The following is a 20,005-nucleotide window of genomic DNA, read 5'->3' as shown; positions in this document are numbered from 1 at the left end:
TGTTCAGAACGTGAGCGAGAGGCGGCTGCCCTCGGGCGTGAGACGGTGATCCACCTGCGCATTCAACTGCGAGGCCGCCGCCGCCATCAAGGTTTGCCCGATGCTGTCGGCCCGCCGCTTGCCTTCGTTTTCCGCGCCGATGCCGTCATCTTTGCAAGACAGAATAAAACGCCCGTCGCGCAGGCTCAGGTCAATCTCGATGTGGCCGGGCGTGGCGTCGGGGAAAGCGTGTTTGATCGAATTGGCTGCGAACTCGCTTATAATCAGCGCCATAGAAGACGCCGCAGTCGAGCGCAGGACGACGGGGTCTGATCTGTAGTTGATCTTCACATGCCCCGGTGCGGTTTCGCGCAAAAGCCCAACCACCTTGTCGAGGTATTTCTGTGCATCGACCTCATCGCGGCCGCGCACGGATTGCAGTTCACCGTGCAGCGTTGCCATGGCGTTGACGCGGCGTTGGATACCGTCAAGCACATCGACCGTGGTCTCGTCGTCCAAGTGGCGGCTGTGCAGCCGGACCATTGCCGATAGCGTCTGGAGCGAGTTTTTCACCCGGTGATCGGCCTCGCTCATCAGCACTTCTTGCTGGCGCAGGGCAATACGAAGATCTAGCTGTTTCATCACCTGACGGGACAGCACGGACATGGCCTTGCGTTGCAGCGCGGTCAGCTGTCGCGGTTTGTTGTCAAGGATGCACAGCGTGCCAAGCGGCATCCCGTCCGACGCCACCAGCAGGGCGCCCGCGTAAAAGCGCAGCCCGTCACCCGCGGTGCACAGCGGGTTGTCCGCCATCCGCGGGTCTTTGAGCGTGTCGGGAATCTCAACGAAAGGGTCTTCCAGAATCGCATGAGAGCACAGTGAGGTCTCAAGCGGCGTCTCGCGCGCGTTCAGCCCAACCTCGGCTTTGAACCACTGGCGGTCCTTGTCGATCAGGTTGATCACCGAAATGGGCGCCTCACAGATCTCGGCTGCCAGCTCGACGATTTCGTCGAACTCCGCCTCGCGCGGGGTGTCGAGGATCTCATAATTATAGAGTGTCCGCAGGCGTTGGTCCTGCTGGGGGTGAGGATCGGCGCGCAAATTAAGGCCCCTTTCTGGGTTTCCTGTTGAAGACAGGAAAGCGCCCGAAAACACAAGCAGACAATCGAAACTGTGCCTAAATCCGCGCTCCTACCTGCGACAGTTCGTCCCGCAGCGGGTTCTGGATAAGAGATTGAAGCTTCGGCCTTGGATCTGTAATCATTCTAAAAGCTGAATATGGAAGGGGCCCTTCCTGTTCGCGCCAAAAGATGGAGACGCGCAATGGACTATAACGAGAAGCTCGACGCGGCGATTGCGCGCCTGCATGACGAAGGCCGCTACCGGACCTTCATCGACATCGAACGTCGCAACGGCCAGTTCCCCCATGCGGTCTGGACCAAGCCCGACGGATCGCAGCAAGATATCACCGTTTGGTGCGGCAACGACTACCTTGGCATGGGGCAAAACCCCGTTGTGATCGAAGCAATGGAAGAGGCCCTGCGCGCGACCGGGGCGGGCTCTGGCGGCACGCGCAATATTTCTGGCACAACGGTTTACCACAAACAGCTTGAGGCCGAACTGGCCGATCTGCATGGCAAGGAAGCGGCGCTGCTGTTCACCTCGGCCTATATCGCCAACGATGCCACGCTTTCCACGCTGCCCAAGCTGTTTCCGGGGCTGATCATCTATTCCGACGCGCTGAACCATGCCTCCATGATCGAAGGGGTGCGCCGCAATGGCGGGGCCAAGCGCATCTTCCGCCATAACGATCTGGACCATCTGCGCGAGTTGATGGAGGCCGATGACCCCGCCGCGCCCAAGCTTATTGCATTTGAATCGATCTATTCCATGGACGGTGATTTCGGCCCCATCGAAGAGATTTGTGATCTGGCTGATGAATTCGGCGCGCTGACCTATATCGACGAAGTGCACGCCGTGGGCATGTACGGCCCGCGCGGGGCAGGGGTGGCAGAGCGTGACCGCCTGATGCACCGGCTCGACATCATCAACGGTACGCTGGCCAAGGCTTACGGCGTCATGGGCGGCTATATCGCGGCCTCTGCCAAGATGTGCGACGCGATCCGCTCCTATGCGCCGGGCTTCATCTTTACCACTTCGCTGCCGCCCGCCGTGGCGGCGGGGGCGGCGGCTTCGGTTGCCTATCTCAAACGCGCGCCGGAACTGCGCGAAAAGCACCAGCAGCAGGCCAAGGCGCTGAAACTGCGGCTCAAGGGGTTGGGATTGCCGATCATCGACCACGGCAGCCATATCGTGCCCGTCATGGTGGGCAACCCGGTCCATACCAAGCTGCTGTCGGACATGCTGCTCGAAGATCACGGCATCTATGTCCAGCCCATCAACTTCCCCACCGTGCCACGCGGTACAGAGCGGCTGCGCTTCACGCCGTCGCCGGTGCATGGGCCCAAGGAAATGGACGCGCTTGTTCGCGGGATGGACACGCTCTGGTCTCATTGTGCGCTGAATCGTGCCGAAGCTGCGGGCTAACGCAGCGCTATTCGTGTTTTGCGTTGTCTTGTGGTAGCCTTTTGTCAAGAAAAGGCTACATCCGAATCGTTGGGGCGTGTTTGGATCAAAGCTACAGGCTAACAGGGACAGGGCATATTGATGATCGGGCGATGGGCCTCCAGAACCGCTGAGGACGAAACAGTCGAACCCAAAGGGTTCGATGCATTCGAATTGCGGTTGGGGGATGTCATGCGCGGTGAACGCGCCACGCTCGGTAAATCCCTGCTCGACGTGCAGCGCGAATTGCGCATCAAAGCCTCCTATATCGCGGCGATTGAGAATTGCGACCCGGGTGCATTCGACACGCCCGGTTTCATCGCGGGCTACGTGCGCTCCTACGCACGCTACCTCAACATGGACCCCGATCAGGCCTTTGCCGCATTCTGCAAGGAATCCGGTTTCGCTGTGGCACATGGCATGTCCGCCGAAGCCTCGGTGGTTAAAAAGCCCAGTTTCGAAGAACGACGTAAGACCCCGAAAGAAGACGATCTTTTCGCCCGCCCCAATACGCCTTTCGTGCCCACGGGCGATGGGCTGCTCAGCCGGATTGAGCCCGGTGCGGTCGGCTCTTCGCTGGTGCTGATCGCGCTGATCTCTGCTATCGGCTTTGGCGGCTGGACCGTCCTGAAAGAGGTGCAGCGCGTGCAGGTGGCGCCGGTGGATCAGACCCCGATTGTGCTGTCCGACCTTGATCCGCTGGACGGGGCACTGGCCCGCGCACCAGACGCGGAAGACGATTCCGCTGCGCCCCAAAGCGTGGAAAGCCCGCGCGCTGATGCGCTCGACCGGCTTTATCGCCCGCAGGCTTTGGATGTGCCGGTGTTGGTGGCGCGTGATGCGCCCATTGCCTCCATCGATCCGCGCTCCGTCAGCAATTTCCCGACCCCCGACCGCCCCGCCACGGCAGAGCCAAGCACCGCCGTGGCCGAGAATGGCACGATCGACGCTGCCATCGACGAAGCCCTGATGCTTGCCAATGCCGAGACCGATCTGCCCAAACCGCAGGTGGTTGAGCCTTTGGGAGACAAGGTGCGCATGGTCGCGGCCTATCCCTCATGGGTGCGGGTGCGCGCCGCCGATGGCACGGTGATTTTCGAAGGCGTGATGAATAAGGGCGACACATGGGATGTCCCCGTCACCGAAGAGCCGCCCTCCCTGCGGACGGGCGAATCCGGTGCGCTTTATTTCGCGATGGCAGACGGATGTTTCGGCCCTGTCGGGCCGCGTGGTGCTGTCACTTCGAATGTGCCGCTCCACGCGCAGGCGCTGGCCGAACTTTATCAGCCAGTTGACCCAAAGGCAGAGCAATCGCTGAGCCGGATGTTCGCCGATCTGGAAGGCTCGCTTGACCCTTCCGCGCTGGCGGCGATGCCCTGTCAGGGCAGCTAAGCGCGCGGGCCGTCGCTTCCCATTGCACATGATGCCCCGGCTGAATAGGTAGGGGCCATAGCCCCTGATCCCGCGAAAGGTGTCTTCATGTCGCTTCATTCCATTCGCCCTTGGCGCGATATTCCGCGTCGCAAGTCCCGGCAGATCATGGTGGGCAATGTGCCAGTGGGCGGTGATGCGCCGATCACCGTGCAGACCATGACGAATACGCTGACCACTGATGTGGCCGCCACCATCCAACAGGTGCAGACCGCCGCCGATGCGGGCGCGGATATCGTACGGGTTTCGGTCCCGGATGAGGCGTCTTCCAAAGCCCTGCGTGAGATCGTGCGCGAGGTGTCTGTGCCCATCGTGGCGGACATTCATTTCCATTACAAACGCGGGATCGAGGCCGCCGAGGCCGGTGCCGCCTGCCTGCGCATCAACCCCGGCAACATCGGCGACGAAAAGCGCGTGCGCGAAGTCATCAAGGCCGCGCGGGACCATAATTGCTCCATTCGGATCGGCGTGAATGCAGGCTCGCTGGAGCGGCATTTGCTGGAGAAATACGGCGAACCTTGCCCCGATGCGATGGTCGAAAGCGGTCTGGATCACATCAAGATCCTGCAAGATAACGATTTCCACGAGTTCAAGATTTCCTGCAAAGCGTCCGACGTCTTCATGGCCGCCGCCGCCTACCAACAGCTTGCCGATGCCACTGACGCGCCCATCCACCTTGGTATTACCGAGGCAGGCGGACTGATGTCGGGCACGATTAAGTCGGCCATCGGTTTGGGCAATCTGCTGTGGAGCGGGATTGGTGACACGATCCGTGTTTCTCTGTCGGCCGATCCGGTCGAAGAGGTGAAAGTTGGCTATGAGATCCTCAAATCTCTGGGCCTGCGGCATCGCGGTGTGAACATCATCTCTTGCCCCTCCTGCGCGCGGCAAGGATTTGACGTGATCAAGACTGTCGAGGCCTTGGAAAAACGGCTGGAGCATATCAAGACGCCCATGAGCCTCAGCATCATCGGCTGTGTGGTGAACGGCCCCGGTGAGGCGCTGATGACCGATGTGGGTTTCACCGGCGGTGGGGCCGGGTCTGGCATGGTCTATCTCGCGGGGAAACAGAGCCATAAGCTTGGGAATGAGGGCATGATCGAGCATATCGTCGAGCAGGTCGAAGAACGCGCGGCGCAGATTGAGGCTGAAGCGGTGAAAGCGGCGGAATAGGGTAGTGGCTGGGCCGCTGGCCGGGTGGCGGCGGACAGGGTGCGCTGCGGTATTTTTAAAAGGATGAAGATGATGGGGGGCGCGTGAACCGGGAGGGTCGCGTGCTTTTTGGCTGTTTGGAAGCTGTTCTTAATCAGCGGGTTGGTGGTGAAGGTTAATGTGGTTGGGGGTGAGGTATTTCTCTAGGACCACGGGCGGCATGTGGCCGTTGAGCACCATCTCAGGCAGTACGTAGAAGGGGGCGGCGTCGAACCCTAGGGCGGCGGCCCAGCGGGCGGCTTGGGGCGTGGGCAGTTCGTGTTGGATGAATGTTAGCCCGTAGCGCTTTGTAATTTCATTTAGTTCTTTGACGGCGGTATTGCAGGTATCGCAGTCTGGCGCGGTGAAGAGCGCCACGGCGTTGCCTGCTAGAAGTTCGGGGGCGAGGCGTTCGAGCAGGGTTAGGTCGTCTTGGATATATTGCCGCATTTCGGATTGCGCGGGCTGTGGCGCTGCCAAGGCTTTGGCGATGACATCGCCATTTGCCAAAATCGCCGCGCGCAATTCAATGTCAAAGGCGGCACGCGCGGTGGGGTCAAGCGTTCGAAGATCACCGGCCCCGACAGGCAGGGCCAGCGCGAGAGCTGCCATGGCTGCCGGGGCGCGCATTTTTAGCCGCGTTTTTCGTCCACCAGTGCCATCATCTGATCGTAGGGCAGGTAGCCGCGCAGCATCTCATCCTGCATGACGAAGGTAGGGGTGCCGGTGATCTGCAGCTTTTGCGCCAGCGCGCGGGTCTGGGTAATTTCCTGTATGACTTCATCGCTGTCCATCTTGGCTTCGATCGCCGGGACATCCAGATCAAAGCTTTCGCCTAAACGGCGCAGCGCGGGCAGGGAGACCTCACCGTTGAAGGCCATCAGGGCATCGTTCAACTGCTTGTAGGCATCGCCGCCCGCGACCTGTTTGGTCGCCACGGCAAAGCGCGACGCCAGCATGGATTGATCGCCAAGGATCGGGAATTCTTTGACGATCAATTTGATATTACCGTCCGTTTCCAGCAGCTTGGCCACTTCGCCATGGGCGCGTTTGCAATAGCCGCAGCGGTAGTCGAGGAATTCGACCAGCGTGATGTCGCCATCCGGGTTGCCACCGACCCAGGAATAACCGTCGTCAAAGATTTCATCTGCGTTAGCGGTGACCAGATCAAAATCGGCCTGCATCTGCGCTTCGGCCTGACGGTTTTGCATCTGCTCAACGGCCTGCAGGATCACCTCGGGGTTTTCCATCAGATAGGCGCGGACTTCGGCGCGGAACTGCGCGCGCTCGGCGTCGGTTAGCTCGGTCAAGTCCATGGCCCCGGCGGGGGCGGCAAGGGCCAGCGCGCTGGCAAAGGCGGGGGCGATGAGGCGGGTGAACATGGGCGGTCCTTTCGGTAAAGCTGCGAAATAGGGGCCAAGGGTTGACGCCCGGCATCAGGCGCGGTGAAAGCATATGCCGAGAGTAGGAGCAAGCCCATGCGCAATTCAACCAGGTCCGCCGTTGATCCCTTTATCGTGATGGACGTGATGCAGGCCGCCAGCGCCGCCGAAGAGGCGGGCCGTCACATCATTCATATGGAGGTCGGCCAGCCCGGCACAGGCGCGCCCAAAGGGGCGGCCGAGACGTTGACACAAGCCATGGGAGAAGGCGCGCTTGGCTATACCGTGGCGCTTGGCTTGCCCGCGCTGCGCGCACGGATCGCGCGGATGTACGGGGAATGGTACAACGTGGATCTGGACCCGGCGCGGGTGGTGATCACGCCCGGATCCTCGGGCGGGTTTCTGCTGGCCTTTACCGCGCTGTTTGATTCCGGAGACAGGGTGGGCATCGGCGCGCCGGGCTATCCCAGCTACCGCCAGATCCTGCGCGCCTTGGGGATGCAGCCGGTCGATCTGCCCGCCGCACCGGAAAACCGCTACCAACCTGTGGCCTCTGATTTCGCGGGCGAAGACCTGTGCGGGTTGTTGGTGGCCTCTCCTGCCAACCCCTCGGGCACGATGCTGGACCGGCCTGCGCTTTCGGCGCTGACGGATGCCTGTGTGGCCAATGACATGTCCTTCATCTCGGATGAGATTTACCATGGCATCGAATACGACAAGAAGGCCGTGACCGCGCTGGAGGTCACCGACGACTGCTATGTCATCAACTCCTTCTCGAAATATTTCTCGATGACCGGCTGGCGCGTGGGTTGGATGGTGGTCCCCGAAGATCAGGTGCGCGTGGTTGAGCGGATCGCGCAGAACATGTTCATCTGCGCCCCCCATGCCAGCCAGATCGCGGCGCTGGCGGCGATGGACTGCGATGATGAATTGCAGGCCAATCTGGCGGTCTATCGCCGCAACCGCGACCTGATGATCACCGGGTTGAAAGAGGCTGGGTTCACCGACATCGCGCCGCCCGATGGGGCGTTTTATGTCTATGCAGATGTCTCCCGCTTTACCGATGACAGCCGCGCCTTTGCCGCTGAAATTCTGGAAAAGGCAGGCGTCGCCGTGACCCCCGGTCTCGATTTCGACCCGGCGCGGGGGCATAAGACGCTGCGCTTTTCCTATGCGCGCAGCACGGCAGACATGGAAGAGGGGATTGCCCGGCTCAAAGCCTTCATGGCCGCACGCTGAGCGCTGGTTTGCACGCGCGGCAGGTGGTAGAAGGGCGAAAACGGGCAGGGTGATCAATCATGCGGGCAATTCTTAAGGGACTGGCAGTGGCGCTGGTCTGTGCGGTGCCGGTGGCCGGGGCCGCACAGGAGTTGACCGCGCTGGCGCGGGTCGATCCGGTGGAGAGCGCGGTGAAAGACGGCTGGTTTGGTAAAACCGAGCTGACCGTGGGGCTTAGCCAAGGGGTGCCTTTTCGGGTTTTCCTGTTGGATGATCCTGCCCGTCTGATCGTCGATTTCCGTGAGGCCGATTGGTCAGAGGTGGCGCGCGGCGACCTGCTGAAGAAACCGGGCCGTATCTCTGCCCTGCGCTTTGGCGCGTTTCAGCCGGGGTGGTCGCGGTTGGTGGCGGATCTGGCCGAACCGATGATACCTGCGGAAATTGGCATGCCAGTGGATGCAAGCAGCGGTAAGGCGCGGCTTGAAATTACGTTGGAAACCGTCGCGGCGGAGGTCTTTGCCAAGGCCGCGGGCGTGCCCGTGGATCCCGATTGGACCACCGCGCTCACCGCCCCGCCAAAGCCCGCGGCGGTGGATAAGGACAGCTTTACCATCGTGTTGGACCCCGGTCACGGCGGCATCGACCCCGGCGCGCAGCGCGAGGGGCTGGACGAAAAAGATCTGATGCTGAACTTCGCCCGCGATCTGCGCGATGCGCTGCGGCGCAAGGGCGTGGATGTGTTGCTGACTCGTGACGATGATATCTTTGTGGCGCTGGAGTACCGGGTGGCCATCGCCCATCAGGCCGAGGCGGACCTTTTCATCTCCCTTCACGCCGACAGCCTGTCGCAGGGCGGGGCGAGCGGGGCCACAGTCTATACCCTTTCGGATGATGCCAGCGACGTGGCGACCGAACATCTTGCCGCGCGTCATGACCGGTCCGACATCATCGCGGGTGCGGATTTGACCGGCTCGGATGATCAGGTGGCGGGTATCTTGCTTGATCTTGCCCGCCAAGAGACCGAGCCACGTTCGGATGCTTTGGCCGCGACTTTGGTCGAAGGCATGCGTGCGGCGGGCGGGCCGATGAACAGCCGACCGCTGCGGCGTGCCGGGTTTTCAGTCTTGAAATCTGCGGATATTCCATCGGTTCTGGTCGAAGTGGGGTTCCTCAGTTCGAAACGGGATCTGACCAATCTGCGCGATCCGGTGTGGCGCGCGTCGATGGTGAGCGCCATGGCGGATGCGATCGTTGCCTGGCGTGATCAGGATGCGGCGCTCAAGCCCTTGATCAGAAAGTAAATTAGAATGATATGGCCGGTTTGGCGATGGGCGAACATTCGCCCTCGCTGGCGGCCATGTGTTTTGACCCGAGCCAGTGCATCCTGTATAGGCTCGGAACTGTCCCTAGCCAATGGTGGTCCGCGCGCGTGTTTCGATTTGTTCTGTCCTTTTTCGGGGGGATTTTTACCACCCTGACCCTGAGCGTCGGCATGGTGGCTTTGACCATCGGGGCAGTGTTCTGGATGTATGGCCGGGATTTGCCCAGCCATGAGTCGCTGGCGCAATATACGCCGCCGACGATCAGCCGGATTTACTCGGGCCAAGGCCGTTTGATCGATGAATTCGCCAAGGAGCGCCGTCTTTTTGCGCCCGCCAACACCATCCCGGATCTGGTGAAACAGGCGTTCATCTCGGCGGAAGACAAGAACTTTTACACCCACGAAGGCTATGACCTGCGCGGCATCGGTGCGGCGGCGGTGGATGCGGTCAAATCCCGTGGCCGCGATGTGCGCGGTGCCTCAACCATCACCCAGCAGGTGATGAAGAACTTCCTGCTGTCGGGTGACCGCCGGGCCGAGCGCAAGATCAAAGAGATCATCCTCGCCACCCGCATCGAAGAGACGCTGAGCAAAGAGAAGATCCTTGAACTTTACCTGAACGAGATTTTCCTCGGGCAGAACTCCTATGGCGTGGCCGCGGCCAGCCAGACCTATTTCAACAAAACGTTGAGCGAGTTGGCCCCGCATGAGGCCGCCTTCCTCGCGTCGCTGCCCAAGGCGCCGTCGGATTACCACCCGGTGCGCCGCAAGGACCGCTTGTTGGCCCGTCGGAACTTCGTGCTGCGCGAGATGAAGGAGAACGGCTATATTTCGGAAGCGGCTTATGAGACGGAAGTGGCGCTGCCGCTGCGCTCGGTCCAGAACGGTGATTTTGAAAGCTTCAAGGCCGAGCTGCCGCCGCGCGATTACTTCACCGATGAAATTCGCCGTCAGCTCAGCGAGAACTTCGGCGAGGGTGAGTTCTTTACCGGCGGTTTGACCGTGCGCGCGACCATCGACAATGAAATGCAGCCCATCGCCGCCAATGCGCTGCGCCGTCAGTTGGAGCAATATGACCGCGGGCAGGGCATCTGGCGCGGCACACGGTTCGAAATCCCCGCCGATCAGTTGACCAGCGAAGAGAAATGGCGCGCCGCCCTCGCGGACCTGCGGGTGCCGCGCGACATCGATCTGGAGAACCAGTGGTATCCTGCCGTGGTGCTGGAGGTCGGCAATAGCGATGCGCGGATCGGCATCGAAGGGATCGATGAAGATCAAGATGGTCACTGGATTCCTGCCGATGATGTGCAATGGGCGCGCAAGCGCTTGGACGACGGCAAACTGGCCTCCAAGGCTCAGGTGGCGGGCGATCTGCTTGAGGTTGGCGAAGTGGTGTTGGTGCGCCGCATGACCTCCGATAGCGACGGTTCCTTCATCCGCTGGACGCTGCGGCAGGTGCCCGAAGTGCAGGGCGGTTTCGTCGCCATGGACGTGCACACGGGCCGGGTGATCGCGATGCAGGGCGGCTTCTCTTATCAGGCGAGCGTGTTCAACCGCGCGACCCAAGCCAAACGGCAGCCGGGGTCGAGCTTTAAGCCCTTCGTCTATGCCTCCGCGCTCGACAGTGGCTATAGCCCGGCGACCATCGTGGTCGACGCCCCGATTGAGATCAACACACCGCAGGGTGTCTGGCGGCCCCAGAACGCCTCGCATAAATTCTATGGCCCCGCGCCCCTGCGCACCGGGATCGAACAGTCGCGCAACCTGATGACCATCCGTCTGGCGCAAGAAGTCGGAATGGATGTGGTCGGCAGCTATGCCGAGCGTTTCGGCGTTTATGACGATCTGGCGCCGCTGCTGTCGAATGCACTCGGCAGTCAGGAAACCACGCTGTATCAAATGGTATCGGCCTATGCGATGTTCGCCAACGGCGGCGAACGGGTGCAGCCCACGTTGGTTGACCGGGTGCAAGACCGCTATGGCCGCACCGTCTACAAACATGACGAACGCAAGTGCTACGACTGTGAGCAGATCAACCTCGCGCCCGGCGCAGCGCCGCGGATCATTTCCAACCGCGAGCGGGTAATGGACCCGGTGACGGCCTATCAGCTGACCTCGATGATGCGCGGCGTGGTCGAACGCGGCACGGCCCGCAATGCGGTCAACCTGCCGGTGCCGATCGCGGGCAAGACCGGCACCACCAACGATGAGAAAGACGCATGGTTCGTCGGCTTTTCGTCCAACGTGGTGGCAGGCTGCTACATCGGTTTCGACACGCCGCGCCCGATGGGTCGGGGCGCGGGCGGCGGGCGGCTTTGCGCGCCGGTCTTCCAGCGCTTCATGTCTGAGGCGATCAAGAAATACGGCGGCGGTGACTTTGCGGTCCCCGAACAGTGCCGCTTTATCAAGATCGACCGTTTCAGCGGCGCGCGGCTGAGCGATAACGCCTCGGGTGGAAATGTGGTGTCGGAATGTTTCCGCGATGGCGAAGAGCCGCTGTTTGGCATCTCCTTCGATGGCGGCTTTGCCATGGGGGCGGACCTGCCATTGGTCGAGGAACTGGGCGGCTCGGCTGCATCGTCTTCGCGTCAGGTCACCACATCGACGGGCAAAAAGGCCACCGTCGGCCCCAAGGCAAGCTTTGGCACGCTGAGCTCGGGCGGTCTCTACTAATCAGGTCGGCGGGGCGAAGGCGCGCTTTGCCTCCCCCCACTTGCCGCCGCTGGCGGGCTGGTCTATCTCTCGTGCGGCTCCGGTTTTCGGGGCCGCATTACTTATCAAAGGCAGGCACACATGCGCGCAGAGGCACAGAATACCGCGGACCAGATCAGCAAATCGCTGGAATTGCTGGCCCAGCGACTGGATGTGGAGACCGCGCCCTACCGGCTGGAAGAATTCAACGCCCGCGTCGAAGATCCGAACCTTTGGGACAACCCTGATGCCGCGCAAAAGCTGATGCGTGAGCGCCAGTCGCTGGTGGATGCAATCGACACCTATGAGGGCATCAAACAGGAACTGGCCGACAACGTCGAACTGATCGAGTTGGGCGAGATGGAAGAGGACGAGGAGGTCATCTCCGACGCCGAGGCCGCGCTGAAGGCGCTGGCGGAAAAGGCCGCCCAAAAGGAACTCGAAGCGCTGCTGAATGGTGAGGCTGACAGCAACGACACCTTCCTAGAGATCAACGCAGGCGCGGGCGGTACGGAAAGCTGCGACTGGGCCAGCATGCTGGCGCGGATGTATGTCCGTTGGGCCGAGAAGAAAGGCTATAAGGTCGATCTTCAGGCCGAAAGCGCGGGCGACGAGGCGGGCATCAAATCCGCGACCTATAAGATTGAAGGGCACAACGCCTACGGCTGGCTGAAGTCCGAAAGCGGCGTGCACCGTCTGGTGCGCATCTCGCCCTTCGACTCTGCGGCCAAGCGGCACACCTCTTTCACCTCCGTAAAAGTCTACCCCGTGGTCGACGACAACATCGAGATCGAAGTGAACCCTTCGGACATCCGCATCGACACCTACCGGTCGTCCGGCGCGGGCGGCCAGCACGTCAACACCACCGACTCGGCGGTGCGGATCACCCACCATCCCACCGGGATCGTCGTGACATCTTCGGAAAAGTCGCAGCACCAGAACCGCGACATCGCCATGAAAGCGCTGAAATCGCGGCTTTATCAGATGGAGTTGGACAAGCGTTCAGCCCTCGTGAACGAGGCGCATGAGAACGCGGGCGACGCGGGCTGGGGCAACCAGATCCGGTCCTATGTCTTGCAGCCTTATCAAATGGTGAAAGACCTTCGCACCAATTACGAGACATCGGACACCAAGGGTGTGCTCGACGGTGATCTGGATGGGTTGATGGGGGCAACGCTGGCGCTGGCGGTCTCGGGCAAAAGCCGGGCCGAGGCGCAGGGCGACTAAGCCGGTGCCGTCCCCCTTCATGGAATAATATGTAGCAATAGGGGGACATGATGGATTTGCTAGATTGGGACGCTTCGGACCTGTCCGAGGCGCTGGCCGCGCGCAGGATTTCTGCGGTTGAACTGATGCAGGCGACACTTGCGCAGATCGAGGCGGTGAATGGCAAGGTGAATGCCGTCATCTCCCTCCGCGACCGTGACACATTGCTGGCCGAGGCAGAGGCGTCTGACACCAGCCCGCGCAAGGGCTGGCTGCACGGTATCCCCATGGCGATCAAGGATTTGGCTGACGCAGAGGGGCTGCCAACGTCTCAAGGGTCCCCGCTTTTCGGTGCCCAGCCGGCCGAGCGGGATCATCCCGCTGTTGCGCGGCTTCGCGCGGCAGGGGCGATCGTCATCGGCAAAACCAACACGCCGGAGTTTGGCCTCGGCAGTCATACGTTCAATCCGGTTCATGGCGCGACGTGCAACCCTTATGACCTAGGCCGCTCGGCTGGCGGTTCCTCGGGCGGGGCGGCGGCGGCGCTGGCGGCGCGGATGGTCGCCGTTGCCGATGGGTCCGACATGATGGGATCCCTGCGCAATCCGGCGGGCTGGAACAACGTCTACGGGATGCGGCCGACATGGGGCAGGGTGCCGTCAGATGATGGCGGCGATCTGTTTCTGCACCAGCTTTCGACCTTGGGGCCGATGGCGCGCAGCCCCCGTGACCTCGCCGCCCTTCTTGATGTGATGAGCGGCGCCGACCCGCGCCAACCCCTGACCCGCTCCGGCCCGGATACGGCCCCGGATATCGATGCGGCCCTGCCCGCGCAGCGTGTGGGGTGGCTGGGCGATTGGGGCGGTGCCTTCCCCTGCGAGCCGGGGATCATTGACCTGAGCGAAGCCGCATTGAACCGTTTGGCCGGGCTGGGGCATGAGGTCATACCAATCGCCGCGCCTTTTGATGCAGATGCGCTGTGGGAAAGCTGGATCACGTTGCGGTCCTTTGCCGTGGCGGCCTCATTGGGGGCGATCTACGACGATCCGGCGCGGCAGGACGGGTTGAAACCCGCTGCGCAATGGGAGGTCGCGCGCGGGCAGGGGGTCTCTGCCTCTGATATCCAGCGCGCCAGCGGCATCCGCTCCGACTGGTTCCGCGCGGCACATGCTCTGTTTGAAGAGGTCGACGTTCTGGTGCTGCCTTCCGCGCAGGTCTGGCCTTTCGACGTCGAGATGGCGCACCCGACCGAAATCAATGGCCAGCCGATGGACAGCTATCACCGTTGGATGCAGGTTGTGGTGCCTGCAAGCTTGATCGGTCTGCCGGTGGTGAATATTCCTGCAGGTTTCGACAGCCGCGGCCTGCCATTGGGGCTGCAACTGATCGGCAAACGCGGCAGCGACGCGCGCTTGTTGCGACTGGCGCAGGGCTGGCATCAGGCGACAGGCTATCCGCAGGCGCAGCCACCCCGGCTGTAGCGGGCCTCAGTTGAACGGCGCGTCGGGCTGTAGCAGGCGGCGGTGATAGGGCATCAGGGCTTCGATGTCGATAAATCCCGCCTGCCGCGCTGCGGGCAGCACCGTTTTGGGATCCTTGCCAATGTATTCGTAGGTCAGCCGCGTCACCCGCGCGCCCGCGGCACTTTCGGGCGCGGTGCGGGTGACATACCCCACCCAAAAGTTATTCTCGAAAGAAGCGACATGGTTGAGGTAGTTGAACGACCCGGTCAGCGTGCGACGCCGCGATACGACGATGGAAACGCCATTCTCTTGCTGCGAAACGATGCCGCGATATTCGCGCGCCGTGGGGCTGGTGGGCAGCCCTTGCTGGCGCAGGGAATGCGCGCTCTCATAACCCCGCAGGAAGGTGCTGCTGCCGTCGCGCTTGATGTAGACGACCCCGGTCACAAACCTGTCGTGATCCAGAAACGACCGCCGTGCGAAGCGGTAAAAGCCGCTGGGAAAATCCGCCTCGGGCACGTTCTGAACCCCGGTCCCAAGGAAGTCCCGCAGGAAACTGTTGTTGATCGGATCTTGGTTGAGCGAAATCTCGGTGACTGGCTCCAGCAACACCCGCGCATCGATTTCAAAAAAGCGGCAGATCCGGGCCAGCACGTCGGGCCGGGGGAAGCTTTCGCCCGACAGGTAGCGGTTGAACTGCGTACGGTTGATCCCAAGTTGCCGGGCAAGATCGGAGATCGACGTATATTCCGCCGCCAACTGGCGCAGATTGGCGCCGAACATGCTGCGAAGTTCAGAAGGGGAGCGGTTGGAAGCGGACATGCGGCCTCGTTCTGATTTGCGACGCAGCCGAAGAATACGGGCTGTTATGGCCAGAGGATTGACCTGCTGACGCGAAGGCGCATCAGAGGTGACGCTGATTTGTGGTTGACCCTACTGGAACCGACACAAAATGCAAGCGGGCGTTGCATTTTAACCTATGTTACACCTTTTTGGATTGTCGCAGAATGAAGGTCAATTATCAGAAGCGGGGGGTACTATGATTGGTGTAGTTCTGTGGAGCGATAATACAGCTGGCAAAGCAGTGTTTTGGTGCGAAGATCAGGGCGATCTTGCCTATTACGAAGAGCCTGCGATCTGTATGGGGCACGGTTCGGGGTTCGACCCGGGCGACATGGTACAGTTCGGCATCACAGTGCATCGCAAACTACGCATCGCGGATAACCCAAGGGTGGTTCTGGAGGACGCGGCGTCATATCTGCCCGACGCCCTGCGCCATGATAGGCCCGCGGTGCAAGAGCCGCAGGCGGCAAAACCGCGCGGGGGCGCTCAGATCATACCCTTTACGATCAAGCCGGGACCGCGCCGATGCGGCGCGGCCCAGCTCAAAGCCTGACTCCCAACCCGATCAGACCCCGCGGGCGAGGGCGGCAACGCCCGTGCGGGCAACATCGGCCAGCCCCAGCGGGCGCATCAATTCGGCGAAAGCGTCAATTTTATCCGGCGCGCCGGTGATCTCGAAAACAAAGCTTTCCAGCGTGCTGTCGACCACATTGGCGCGGAAGATATCCGCAAGCCGCAGCGCTTCGACCCGGTGGTCGCCCTTGCCGACAACCTTGAAGATCGCCAGTTCACGCTCAACGCTTGGGCCTTCGACGGTGAGGTCATGCACCTCGTGCACCGGCACGATCCGACCCACCTGCGCCTTGATCTGCTCGATCACCTGTGGCGTGCCGCTGGTGACGATGGTGATGCGCGACAGATGCCCGGTGTGGTCCACCTCGGCCACGGTCAGGCTGTCGATGTTATAGCCACGCCCCGAGAACAGGCCAATCACCCGCGCCAGCGCGCCGGGTTCGTTCTCGACCAGCACTGCAAGCGTGTGTTTTTCGACCACATCCGAGAAATTGGGCCGTAGGTTATAGGCGGAATGCGAGGTCGCACCTTTCTTGATTTTTAGGGCAGCCATGTCTTTGTCCTTTTATCTAGCCGCGGGAATTTTTTAAAAATTCCCGGTCGTTTTCTTTGAAAGAAAACGGGTCACACCAGCACTGAGCCTTTTGCGTCGATCACACCTTGGGTCTCATGATCCCCCGGCAGCAGCATTTCGTTATGCGCCTTGCCGCTTGGGATCATCGGGAAGCAGTTTTCGTGCTTCTCAACCAGACAGTCAAAGATCACAGGCCCGTCGTAGTTGATCATCTCCATGATCGCGTCATCCAGATCGTCGGGGTCGTGGCAGATGATCCCCTTGGCGCCAAAGGCTTCGGCGAGTTTGACGAAATCGGGCAGGGCTTCGGACCAGCTTTGCGAATAGCGCTCGCCGTGCAGCAGTTCTTGCCACTGGCGGACCATGCCAAGGCGTTCGTTGTTGAGGATGAACTGTTTGACCGGCAGGCCGAATTGCATCGCTGTGCCCATCTCTTGCATGTTCATCAACCACGAGGCTTCGCCCGCCACATTGATCACGAGGGCGTCGGGATGCGCCATCTGCACCCCGATGGAGGCCGGGAAACCATAGCCCATGGTCCCGAGGCCACCGCTCGTCATCCAGCGGTTCGGCTCTTCAAAACCGAGGTATTGCGCGGCCCACATCTGGTGCTGGCCCACTTCGGTGGTGATATAACGGTCATGACCCTTGGTCAGCGCTTCGAGCCGCGACAGCGCGTGCTGGGGTTTGATGACCTTGCCGGATTGGGTGAACTTCAGACAATCCTTTGCGCGCCATTCCTCAATCTTGGACCACCATTTGGCGAGCCCCTCACTGTTGGTCTTGCGGCCGCGGGATTTCCAAACCTTCAGCAAGTCTTCGAGCACATGGCCCACGTCACCGACGATTGGAATGTCGATGCGGATCACCTTGTTGATCGACGACGGGTCGATGTCGATATGCGCCTTGGTGGATTTGGGGCTGAAACTGTCGATGACGCCGGTGATCCGGTCGTCGAACCGCGCGCCGATGTTGATCATCAGATCGCAGTCATGCATCGCCATATTGGCTTCATACAGCCCGTGCATCCCCAACATGCCCAGCCATTTGTCACCGGACGCAGGGTATGCGCCGAGACCCATCAACGTCGATGTGATCGGGAAACCCGTGGCATCGACCAATTCGCGCAGCAGCTGGCTGGCCGCCGGGCCGGAGTTGATGACGCCGCCGCCGGTGTAGAAGATCGGGCGCTTGGCCGTCTCCATCGCCGCCACCAGTTCGGTGATCTCGGCCATATCGCCCTTGACCTGCGGTTGATAGCGCGAGGTGGAGGGTTTGGGGGACTCGTAATGGCCCGTGGCAAATTGCACGTCTTTGGGAATGTCGATCAGTACCGGGCCGGGGCGGCCGTGGGTGGCGACATGAAAGGCTTCGTGCAGCGTGGCACCAAGGGTGTCGGTCTCTTTCACCAGCCAGTTGTGCTTGGTGCAGGGGCGGGTGATGCCCACGGTGTCGGCCTCCTGAAACGCATCAGAGCCGATCATAAAGGTCGGGACCTGACCGGTCAGCACCACCAACGGGATCGAGTCGAGCAGCGCATCCGTCAGGCCGGTGACCGCGTTGGTCGCGCCGGGGCCGGAAGTCACCAGCACCACGCCGGGTTTCCCGGTAGAGCGGGCATAGCCTTCGGCGGCATGAACCGCACCTTGCTCGTGGCGCACCAGAACGTGTTTGATCGAGTTCTGCTGAAAGACCTCGTCGTAAATCGGTAGCACCGCGCCACCGGGATATCCAAAGACGGTGTCCACACCCTGGTCAATCAGGGCTTGGACGATCATTTTCGCTCCGGTCATCTGGCGTTTCATCTTGGGTGCTCCGTAAGGCAGGTTATTGGCGTTTGGCATAAAAAAACCCCCGGTCTGACGGGGGCGCATGGGAAGGATTATGGTTAACCGTTACCGGCCCATGCGCGTGTGTCCTACAATAATGACTAGGTCGATCATCTCAGGGGTCCTCTTAGCGTGGCGTGAGATTATGAGGGGGAAAGGGGGGCGTCAACAGCGAAATGGCGAAAATCTTGTGCTTGGGTGGGGATTGATTGCTGTTTTATTTCGCGGATGCGCCATTTTGGGTTCTTTTCGAAAAGAAATCTGCCCTCAGGCGAATTTTATTGAATTACGGGGTGTGTTTATACACGTGATTCAATCTGGCAGCCCAACGGCCCGCCCCGGTTACGCGCAAAATCTATAGGCTTGCTCAGCGCCTTAGCGCGGGCTGACATCCGGCAGGGTGATATTGGCCACCTGCTCGGCAATGGGATCATTGCTGAGCGGATGCTGGTCGGGTACGAAACCCTCAGGGTCGCGCATCTTTTGCCACTGCCCGCCCATATAAACCTCAAGACCCGAGAACTTGGCCTTATACCCCATCTTTTGACTGCCCGGCACCCAGTAGCCAAGGTAGACATAGGGCAAACCCGCTGCGCGGGCGATTTCGATGTGGTCGAGGATGATGTAATTCCCCAACCCGTTGCGGGGCCGGTCGGGGGTGTAGAAGGAATAGACCATGCTCACCCCGTCGCCCAAGACATCCGTCAGGCAGACGCCGACCAGCGCGTTATCGGCCTCGGGGTCGGTATATTCGATGACCCGACTGCGGATCGGCGTTTCCTCGATCATTGCGGCGAATTCGAAGACATCCATATCCGCCATGCCGCCATCCGCATGGCGGCTGTCGAGGTAGCTGCGGAAGAGGTCATATTGCTCTTCCGTGGCCCAAGGAGAGGTGGCGCGCCGCTCAAGCCCCGCGTTGCGGTTCAGAATGCGGCGCTGGCTTTTGCTGGGGCGAAAGGCCGCCACGTCGATCCGCGCCGACAGGCAGGCGGCGCAATCGGCGCAAGACGGGCGGTAAAGGACGTTTTGAGAGCGGCGGAACCCTTGGCTTGATAGGCTGTCATTCAGGCGTGCGGCATTGTCGCCCTGAAGGGCGGTGAACAGCTTGCGCTCCATCCGGCCCTCCAGATAGGGGCAAGGCTGCGGCGCTGTGACATAAAATTGCGGTGTCAAAGGCAGTGTATGTCGCATGGGTTTCCAGCATTTATCGAGGGATGCTATCAACCCACCCCCGCTGCGCCAAGGGCAAATTTGCGTGATACCCTAGCGGCTGAGGCGGCGATTCACCGGCACCGTGCCAAGCGCCATATCCGTGAGGCTTTGACGGCGGGCCGTGGTGCAGATCAACACGACCGAGACGACCTGAATGATCGTGACCGTCATCGACAGCGAATAGCCGATGGTGTGCAAAAGCGCGGTCATGAAATCAAAGGGCCGGTCGCGGTGGTCGCGCAGCTCCATCGCCATCAGGCGCATGCCCCATGTGGCCGACCCGCTGGTCAGCGTGGCCACCCGGTAGGCAAAACCCACCACCAGCGTCAGAAAGGGGAAAAAGAACAGCCCGGTAAAGGCGGTGAAGGGCAGGATCAGCAGGCAAAAGACGATGACAAGCGTCACATCGACGATCCAAGCCATCAGCCGCTTGCCAGCGATGCCGTCATAGAATTGCGGGTGTAGATCAGGGTCGGGGGTCTGGGTCATGTCGCTTCCTGCGAAAGGCCCCCCGGCGCGCGGGC

The 20,005-nt window shown here is 61.1% G+C and carries 17 protein-coding genes; 9 read left to right on the top strand and 8 right to left on the bottom strand.

The features are described 5' to 3' along the window. Window positions 1–3 precede the first annotated feature (3 nt). A complete protein-coding gene (locus B5M07_RS10635) occupies window positions 4–1,080 on the bottom strand; it encodes a sensor histidine kinase (protein ID WP_162931844.1) in 1,077 nt (358 codons plus the stop codon). 222 nt (window positions 1,081–1,302) lie between these two features. Here B5M07_RS10635 and hemA point away from each other — a divergent pair, with 222 nt between their 5' ends. The 3 genes from hemA (at window position 1,303) to ispG (ending at window position 5,148) form a co-directional block, all read left to right on the top strand. Continuing rightward, entirely contained in the window at window positions 1,303–2,526 is a 1,224-nt protein-coding gene (hemA, locus tag B5M07_RS10630) for a 5-aminolevulinate synthase (protein WP_120351283.1), read from the top strand. A gap of 120 nt (window positions 2,527–2,646) precedes the next feature. Further along, complete coding sequence (locus B5M07_RS10625) at window positions 2,647–3,936, top strand: helix-turn-helix domain-containing protein (protein WP_067626198.1); 1,290 nt, start codon at window positions 2,647–2,649, stop codon at window positions 3,934–3,936. Window positions 3,937–4,023: 87 nt separating this feature from the next. Then, window positions 4,024–5,148 (top strand): flavodoxin-dependent (E)-4-hydroxy-3-methylbut-2-enyl-diphosphate synthase, encoded by a 1,125-nt coding sequence (ispG, locus tag B5M07_RS10620; protein WP_067626200.1) that lies wholly within the window; start codon window positions 4,024–4,026, stop codon window positions 5,146–5,148. Window positions 5,149–5,277: 129 nt separating this feature from the next. Here ispG and B5M07_RS10615 read toward each other — a convergent pair whose 3' ends face one another. Together B5M07_RS10615 and B5M07_RS10610 are read right to left on the bottom strand one after the other, a co-directional pair. After that, window positions 5,278–5,796, bottom strand: a complete 519-nt coding sequence (locus tag B5M07_RS10615) for a disulfide bond formation protein DsbA (RefSeq protein ID WP_120351282.1) — start codon at window positions 5,794–5,796, stop codon at window positions 5,278–5,280. Between the two features lie 2 nt (window positions 5,797–5,798). After that, window positions 5,799–6,548, bottom strand: coding sequence for a DsbA family protein (locus B5M07_RS10610; RefSeq protein ID WP_120351281.1), 750 nt, complete (start codon window positions 6,546–6,548; stop codon window positions 5,799–5,801). Window positions 6,549–6,644: 96 nt separating this feature from the next. Here B5M07_RS10610 and B5M07_RS10605 point away from each other — a divergent pair, with 96 nt between their 5' ends. From B5M07_RS10605 to B5M07_RS10585, 5 genes are all read left to right on the top strand, one after another. Further along, window positions 6,645–7,787 carry a pyridoxal phosphate-dependent aminotransferase gene (locus B5M07_RS10605; RefSeq protein WP_120351280.1) on the top strand — a complete coding sequence of 381 codons (1,143 nt, stop codon included), beginning with the start codon at window positions 6,645–6,647 and terminating at the stop codon, window positions 7,785–7,787. A gap of 59 nt (window positions 7,788–7,846) precedes the next feature. Then, window positions 7,847–9,067, top strand: coding sequence for an N-acetylmuramoyl-L-alanine amidase (locus B5M07_RS10600; protein WP_120351279.1), 1,221 nt, complete (start codon window positions 7,847–7,849; stop codon window positions 9,065–9,067). 128 nt (window positions 9,068–9,195) lie between these two features. After that, the gene (locus tag B5M07_RS10595; protein WP_120352225.1) at window positions 9,196–11,760 is read left to right on the top strand and encodes a penicillin-binding protein 1A; all 2,565 of its coding nucleotides are present in this window, start codon (window positions 9,196–9,198) and stop codon (window positions 11,758–11,760) included. Window positions 11,761–11,880: 120 nt separating this feature from the next. After that, window positions 11,881–13,005 carry a peptide chain release factor 2 gene (gene prfB, locus B5M07_RS10590; RefSeq protein ID WP_120351278.1) on the top strand — a complete coding sequence of 375 codons (1,125 nt, stop codon included), beginning with the start codon at window positions 11,881–11,883 and terminating at the stop codon, window positions 13,003–13,005. A gap of 50 nt (window positions 13,006–13,055) precedes the next feature. Beyond that, window positions 13,056–14,465 (top strand): amidase, encoded by a 1,410-nt coding sequence (locus tag B5M07_RS10585; protein WP_120351277.1) that lies wholly within the window; start codon window positions 13,056–13,058, stop codon window positions 14,463–14,465. 6 nt (window positions 14,466–14,471) lie between these two features. Here the strand turns inward: B5M07_RS10585 and B5M07_RS10580 are convergent, their stop codons facing one another. Next, window positions 14,472–15,269: a helix-turn-helix domain-containing protein gene (locus tag B5M07_RS10580; protein ID WP_162931843.1), complete on the bottom strand. Its 798-nt coding sequence runs from the start codon at window positions 15,267–15,269 to the stop codon at window positions 14,472–14,474. Window positions 15,270–15,486: 217 nt separating this feature from the next. Between B5M07_RS10580 and B5M07_RS10575 the strand changes: the two genes are divergently transcribed. Next, window positions 15,487–15,843, top strand: coding sequence for a hypothetical protein (locus B5M07_RS10575; RefSeq protein WP_120351276.1), 357 nt, complete (start codon window positions 15,487–15,489; stop codon window positions 15,841–15,843). Between the two features lie 12 nt (window positions 15,844–15,855). Here the strand turns inward: B5M07_RS10575 and ilvN are convergent, their stop codons facing one another. From ilvN to B5M07_RS10555, 4 genes are all read right to left on the bottom strand, one after another. Continuing rightward, complete coding sequence (gene ilvN / locus B5M07_RS10570) at window positions 15,856–16,416, bottom strand: acetolactate synthase small subunit (protein WP_067626213.1); 561 nt, start codon at window positions 16,414–16,416, stop codon at window positions 15,856–15,858. A gap of 71 nt (window positions 16,417–16,487) precedes the next feature. Beyond that, window positions 16,488–18,242 (bottom strand): acetolactate synthase 3 large subunit, encoded by a 1,755-nt coding sequence (locus B5M07_RS10565; protein WP_120352223.1) that lies wholly within the window; start codon window positions 18,240–18,242, stop codon window positions 16,488–16,490. A gap of 399 nt (window positions 18,243–18,641) precedes the next feature. Next, window positions 18,642–19,460, bottom strand: coding sequence for an arginyltransferase (locus B5M07_RS10560; protein WP_067626217.1), 819 nt, complete (start codon window positions 19,458–19,460; stop codon window positions 18,642–18,644). Between the two features lie 72 nt (window positions 19,461–19,532). Further along, entirely contained in the window at window positions 19,533–19,970 is a 438-nt protein-coding gene (locus B5M07_RS10555; protein WP_067942431.1) for an RDD family protein, read from the bottom strand. Between the last annotated feature and the right edge of the window lie 35 nt (window positions 19,971–20,005).

The sequence above is a fragment of the Sulfitobacter sp. D7 genome (assembly GCF_003611275.1).
GTDB lineage: Bacteria > Pseudomonadota > Alphaproteobacteria > Rhodobacterales > Rhodobacteraceae > Sulfitobacter > Sulfitobacter profundi.
Note: the sequence above shows the minus strand (reverse complement) of the source record. Positions and strands in the feature narration are given on the sequence as shown.

What these genes read in the sequence shown, in the direction of transcription:
- hemA (WP_120351283.1), top strand. Translation starts at nt 1,303, where the DNA reads ATGGACTATAACGAGAAGCTCGACGCGGCGATTGCGCGCCTGCATGAC.
- B5M07_RS10625 (WP_067626198.1), top strand. Translation starts at nt 2,647, where the DNA reads ATGATCGGGCGATGGGCCTCCAGAACCGCTGAGGACGAAACAGTCGAA.
- ispG (WP_067626200.1), top strand. Translation starts at nt 4,024, where the DNA reads ATGTCGCTTCATTCCATTCGCCCTTGGCGCGATATTCCGCGTCGCAAG.
- B5M07_RS10615 (WP_120351282.1), bottom strand. Translation starts at nt 5,796, where the DNA reads ATGCGCGCCCCGGCAGCCATGGCAGCTCTCGCGCTGGCCCTGCCTGTC.
- B5M07_RS10610 (WP_120351281.1), bottom strand. Translation starts at nt 6,548, where the DNA reads ATGTTCACCCGCCTCATCGCCCCCGCCTTTGCCAGCGCGCTGGCCCTT.
- B5M07_RS10605 (WP_120351280.1), top strand. Translation starts at nt 6,645, where the DNA reads ATGCGCAATTCAACCAGGTCCGCCGTTGATCCCTTTATCGTGATGGAC.
- B5M07_RS10600 (WP_120351279.1), top strand. Translation starts at nt 7,847, where the DNA reads ATGCGGGCAATTCTTAAGGGACTGGCAGTGGCGCTGGTCTGTGCGGTG.
- prfB (WP_120351278.1), top strand. Translation starts at nt 11,881, where the DNA reads ATGCGCGCAGAGGCACAGAATACCGCGGACCAGATCAGCAAATCGCTG.
- B5M07_RS10585 (WP_120351277.1), top strand. Translation starts at nt 13,056, where the DNA reads ATGGATTTGCTAGATTGGGACGCTTCGGACCTGTCCGAGGCGCTGGCC.
- B5M07_RS10580 (WP_162931843.1), bottom strand. Translation starts at nt 15,269, where the DNA reads ATGTCCGCTTCCAACCGCTCCCCTTCTGAACTTCGCAGCATGTTCGGC.
- B5M07_RS10575 (WP_120351276.1), top strand. Translation starts at nt 15,487, where the DNA reads ATGATTGGTGTAGTTCTGTGGAGCGATAATACAGCTGGCAAAGCAGTG.
- ilvN (WP_067626213.1), bottom strand. Translation starts at nt 16,416, where the DNA reads ATGGCTGCCCTAAAAATCAAGAAAGGTGCGACCTCGCATTCCGCCTAT.
- B5M07_RS10565 (WP_120352223.1), bottom strand. Translation starts at nt 18,242, where the DNA reads ATGAAACGCCAGATGACCGGAGCGAAAATGATCGTCCAAGCCCTGATT.
- B5M07_RS10560 (WP_067626217.1), bottom strand. Translation starts at nt 19,460, where the DNA reads ATGCGACATACACTGCCTTTGACACCGCAATTTTATGTCACAGCGCCG.
- B5M07_RS10555 (WP_067942431.1), bottom strand. Translation starts at nt 19,970, where the DNA reads ATGACCCAGACCCCCGACCCTGATCTACACCCGCAATTCTATGACGGC.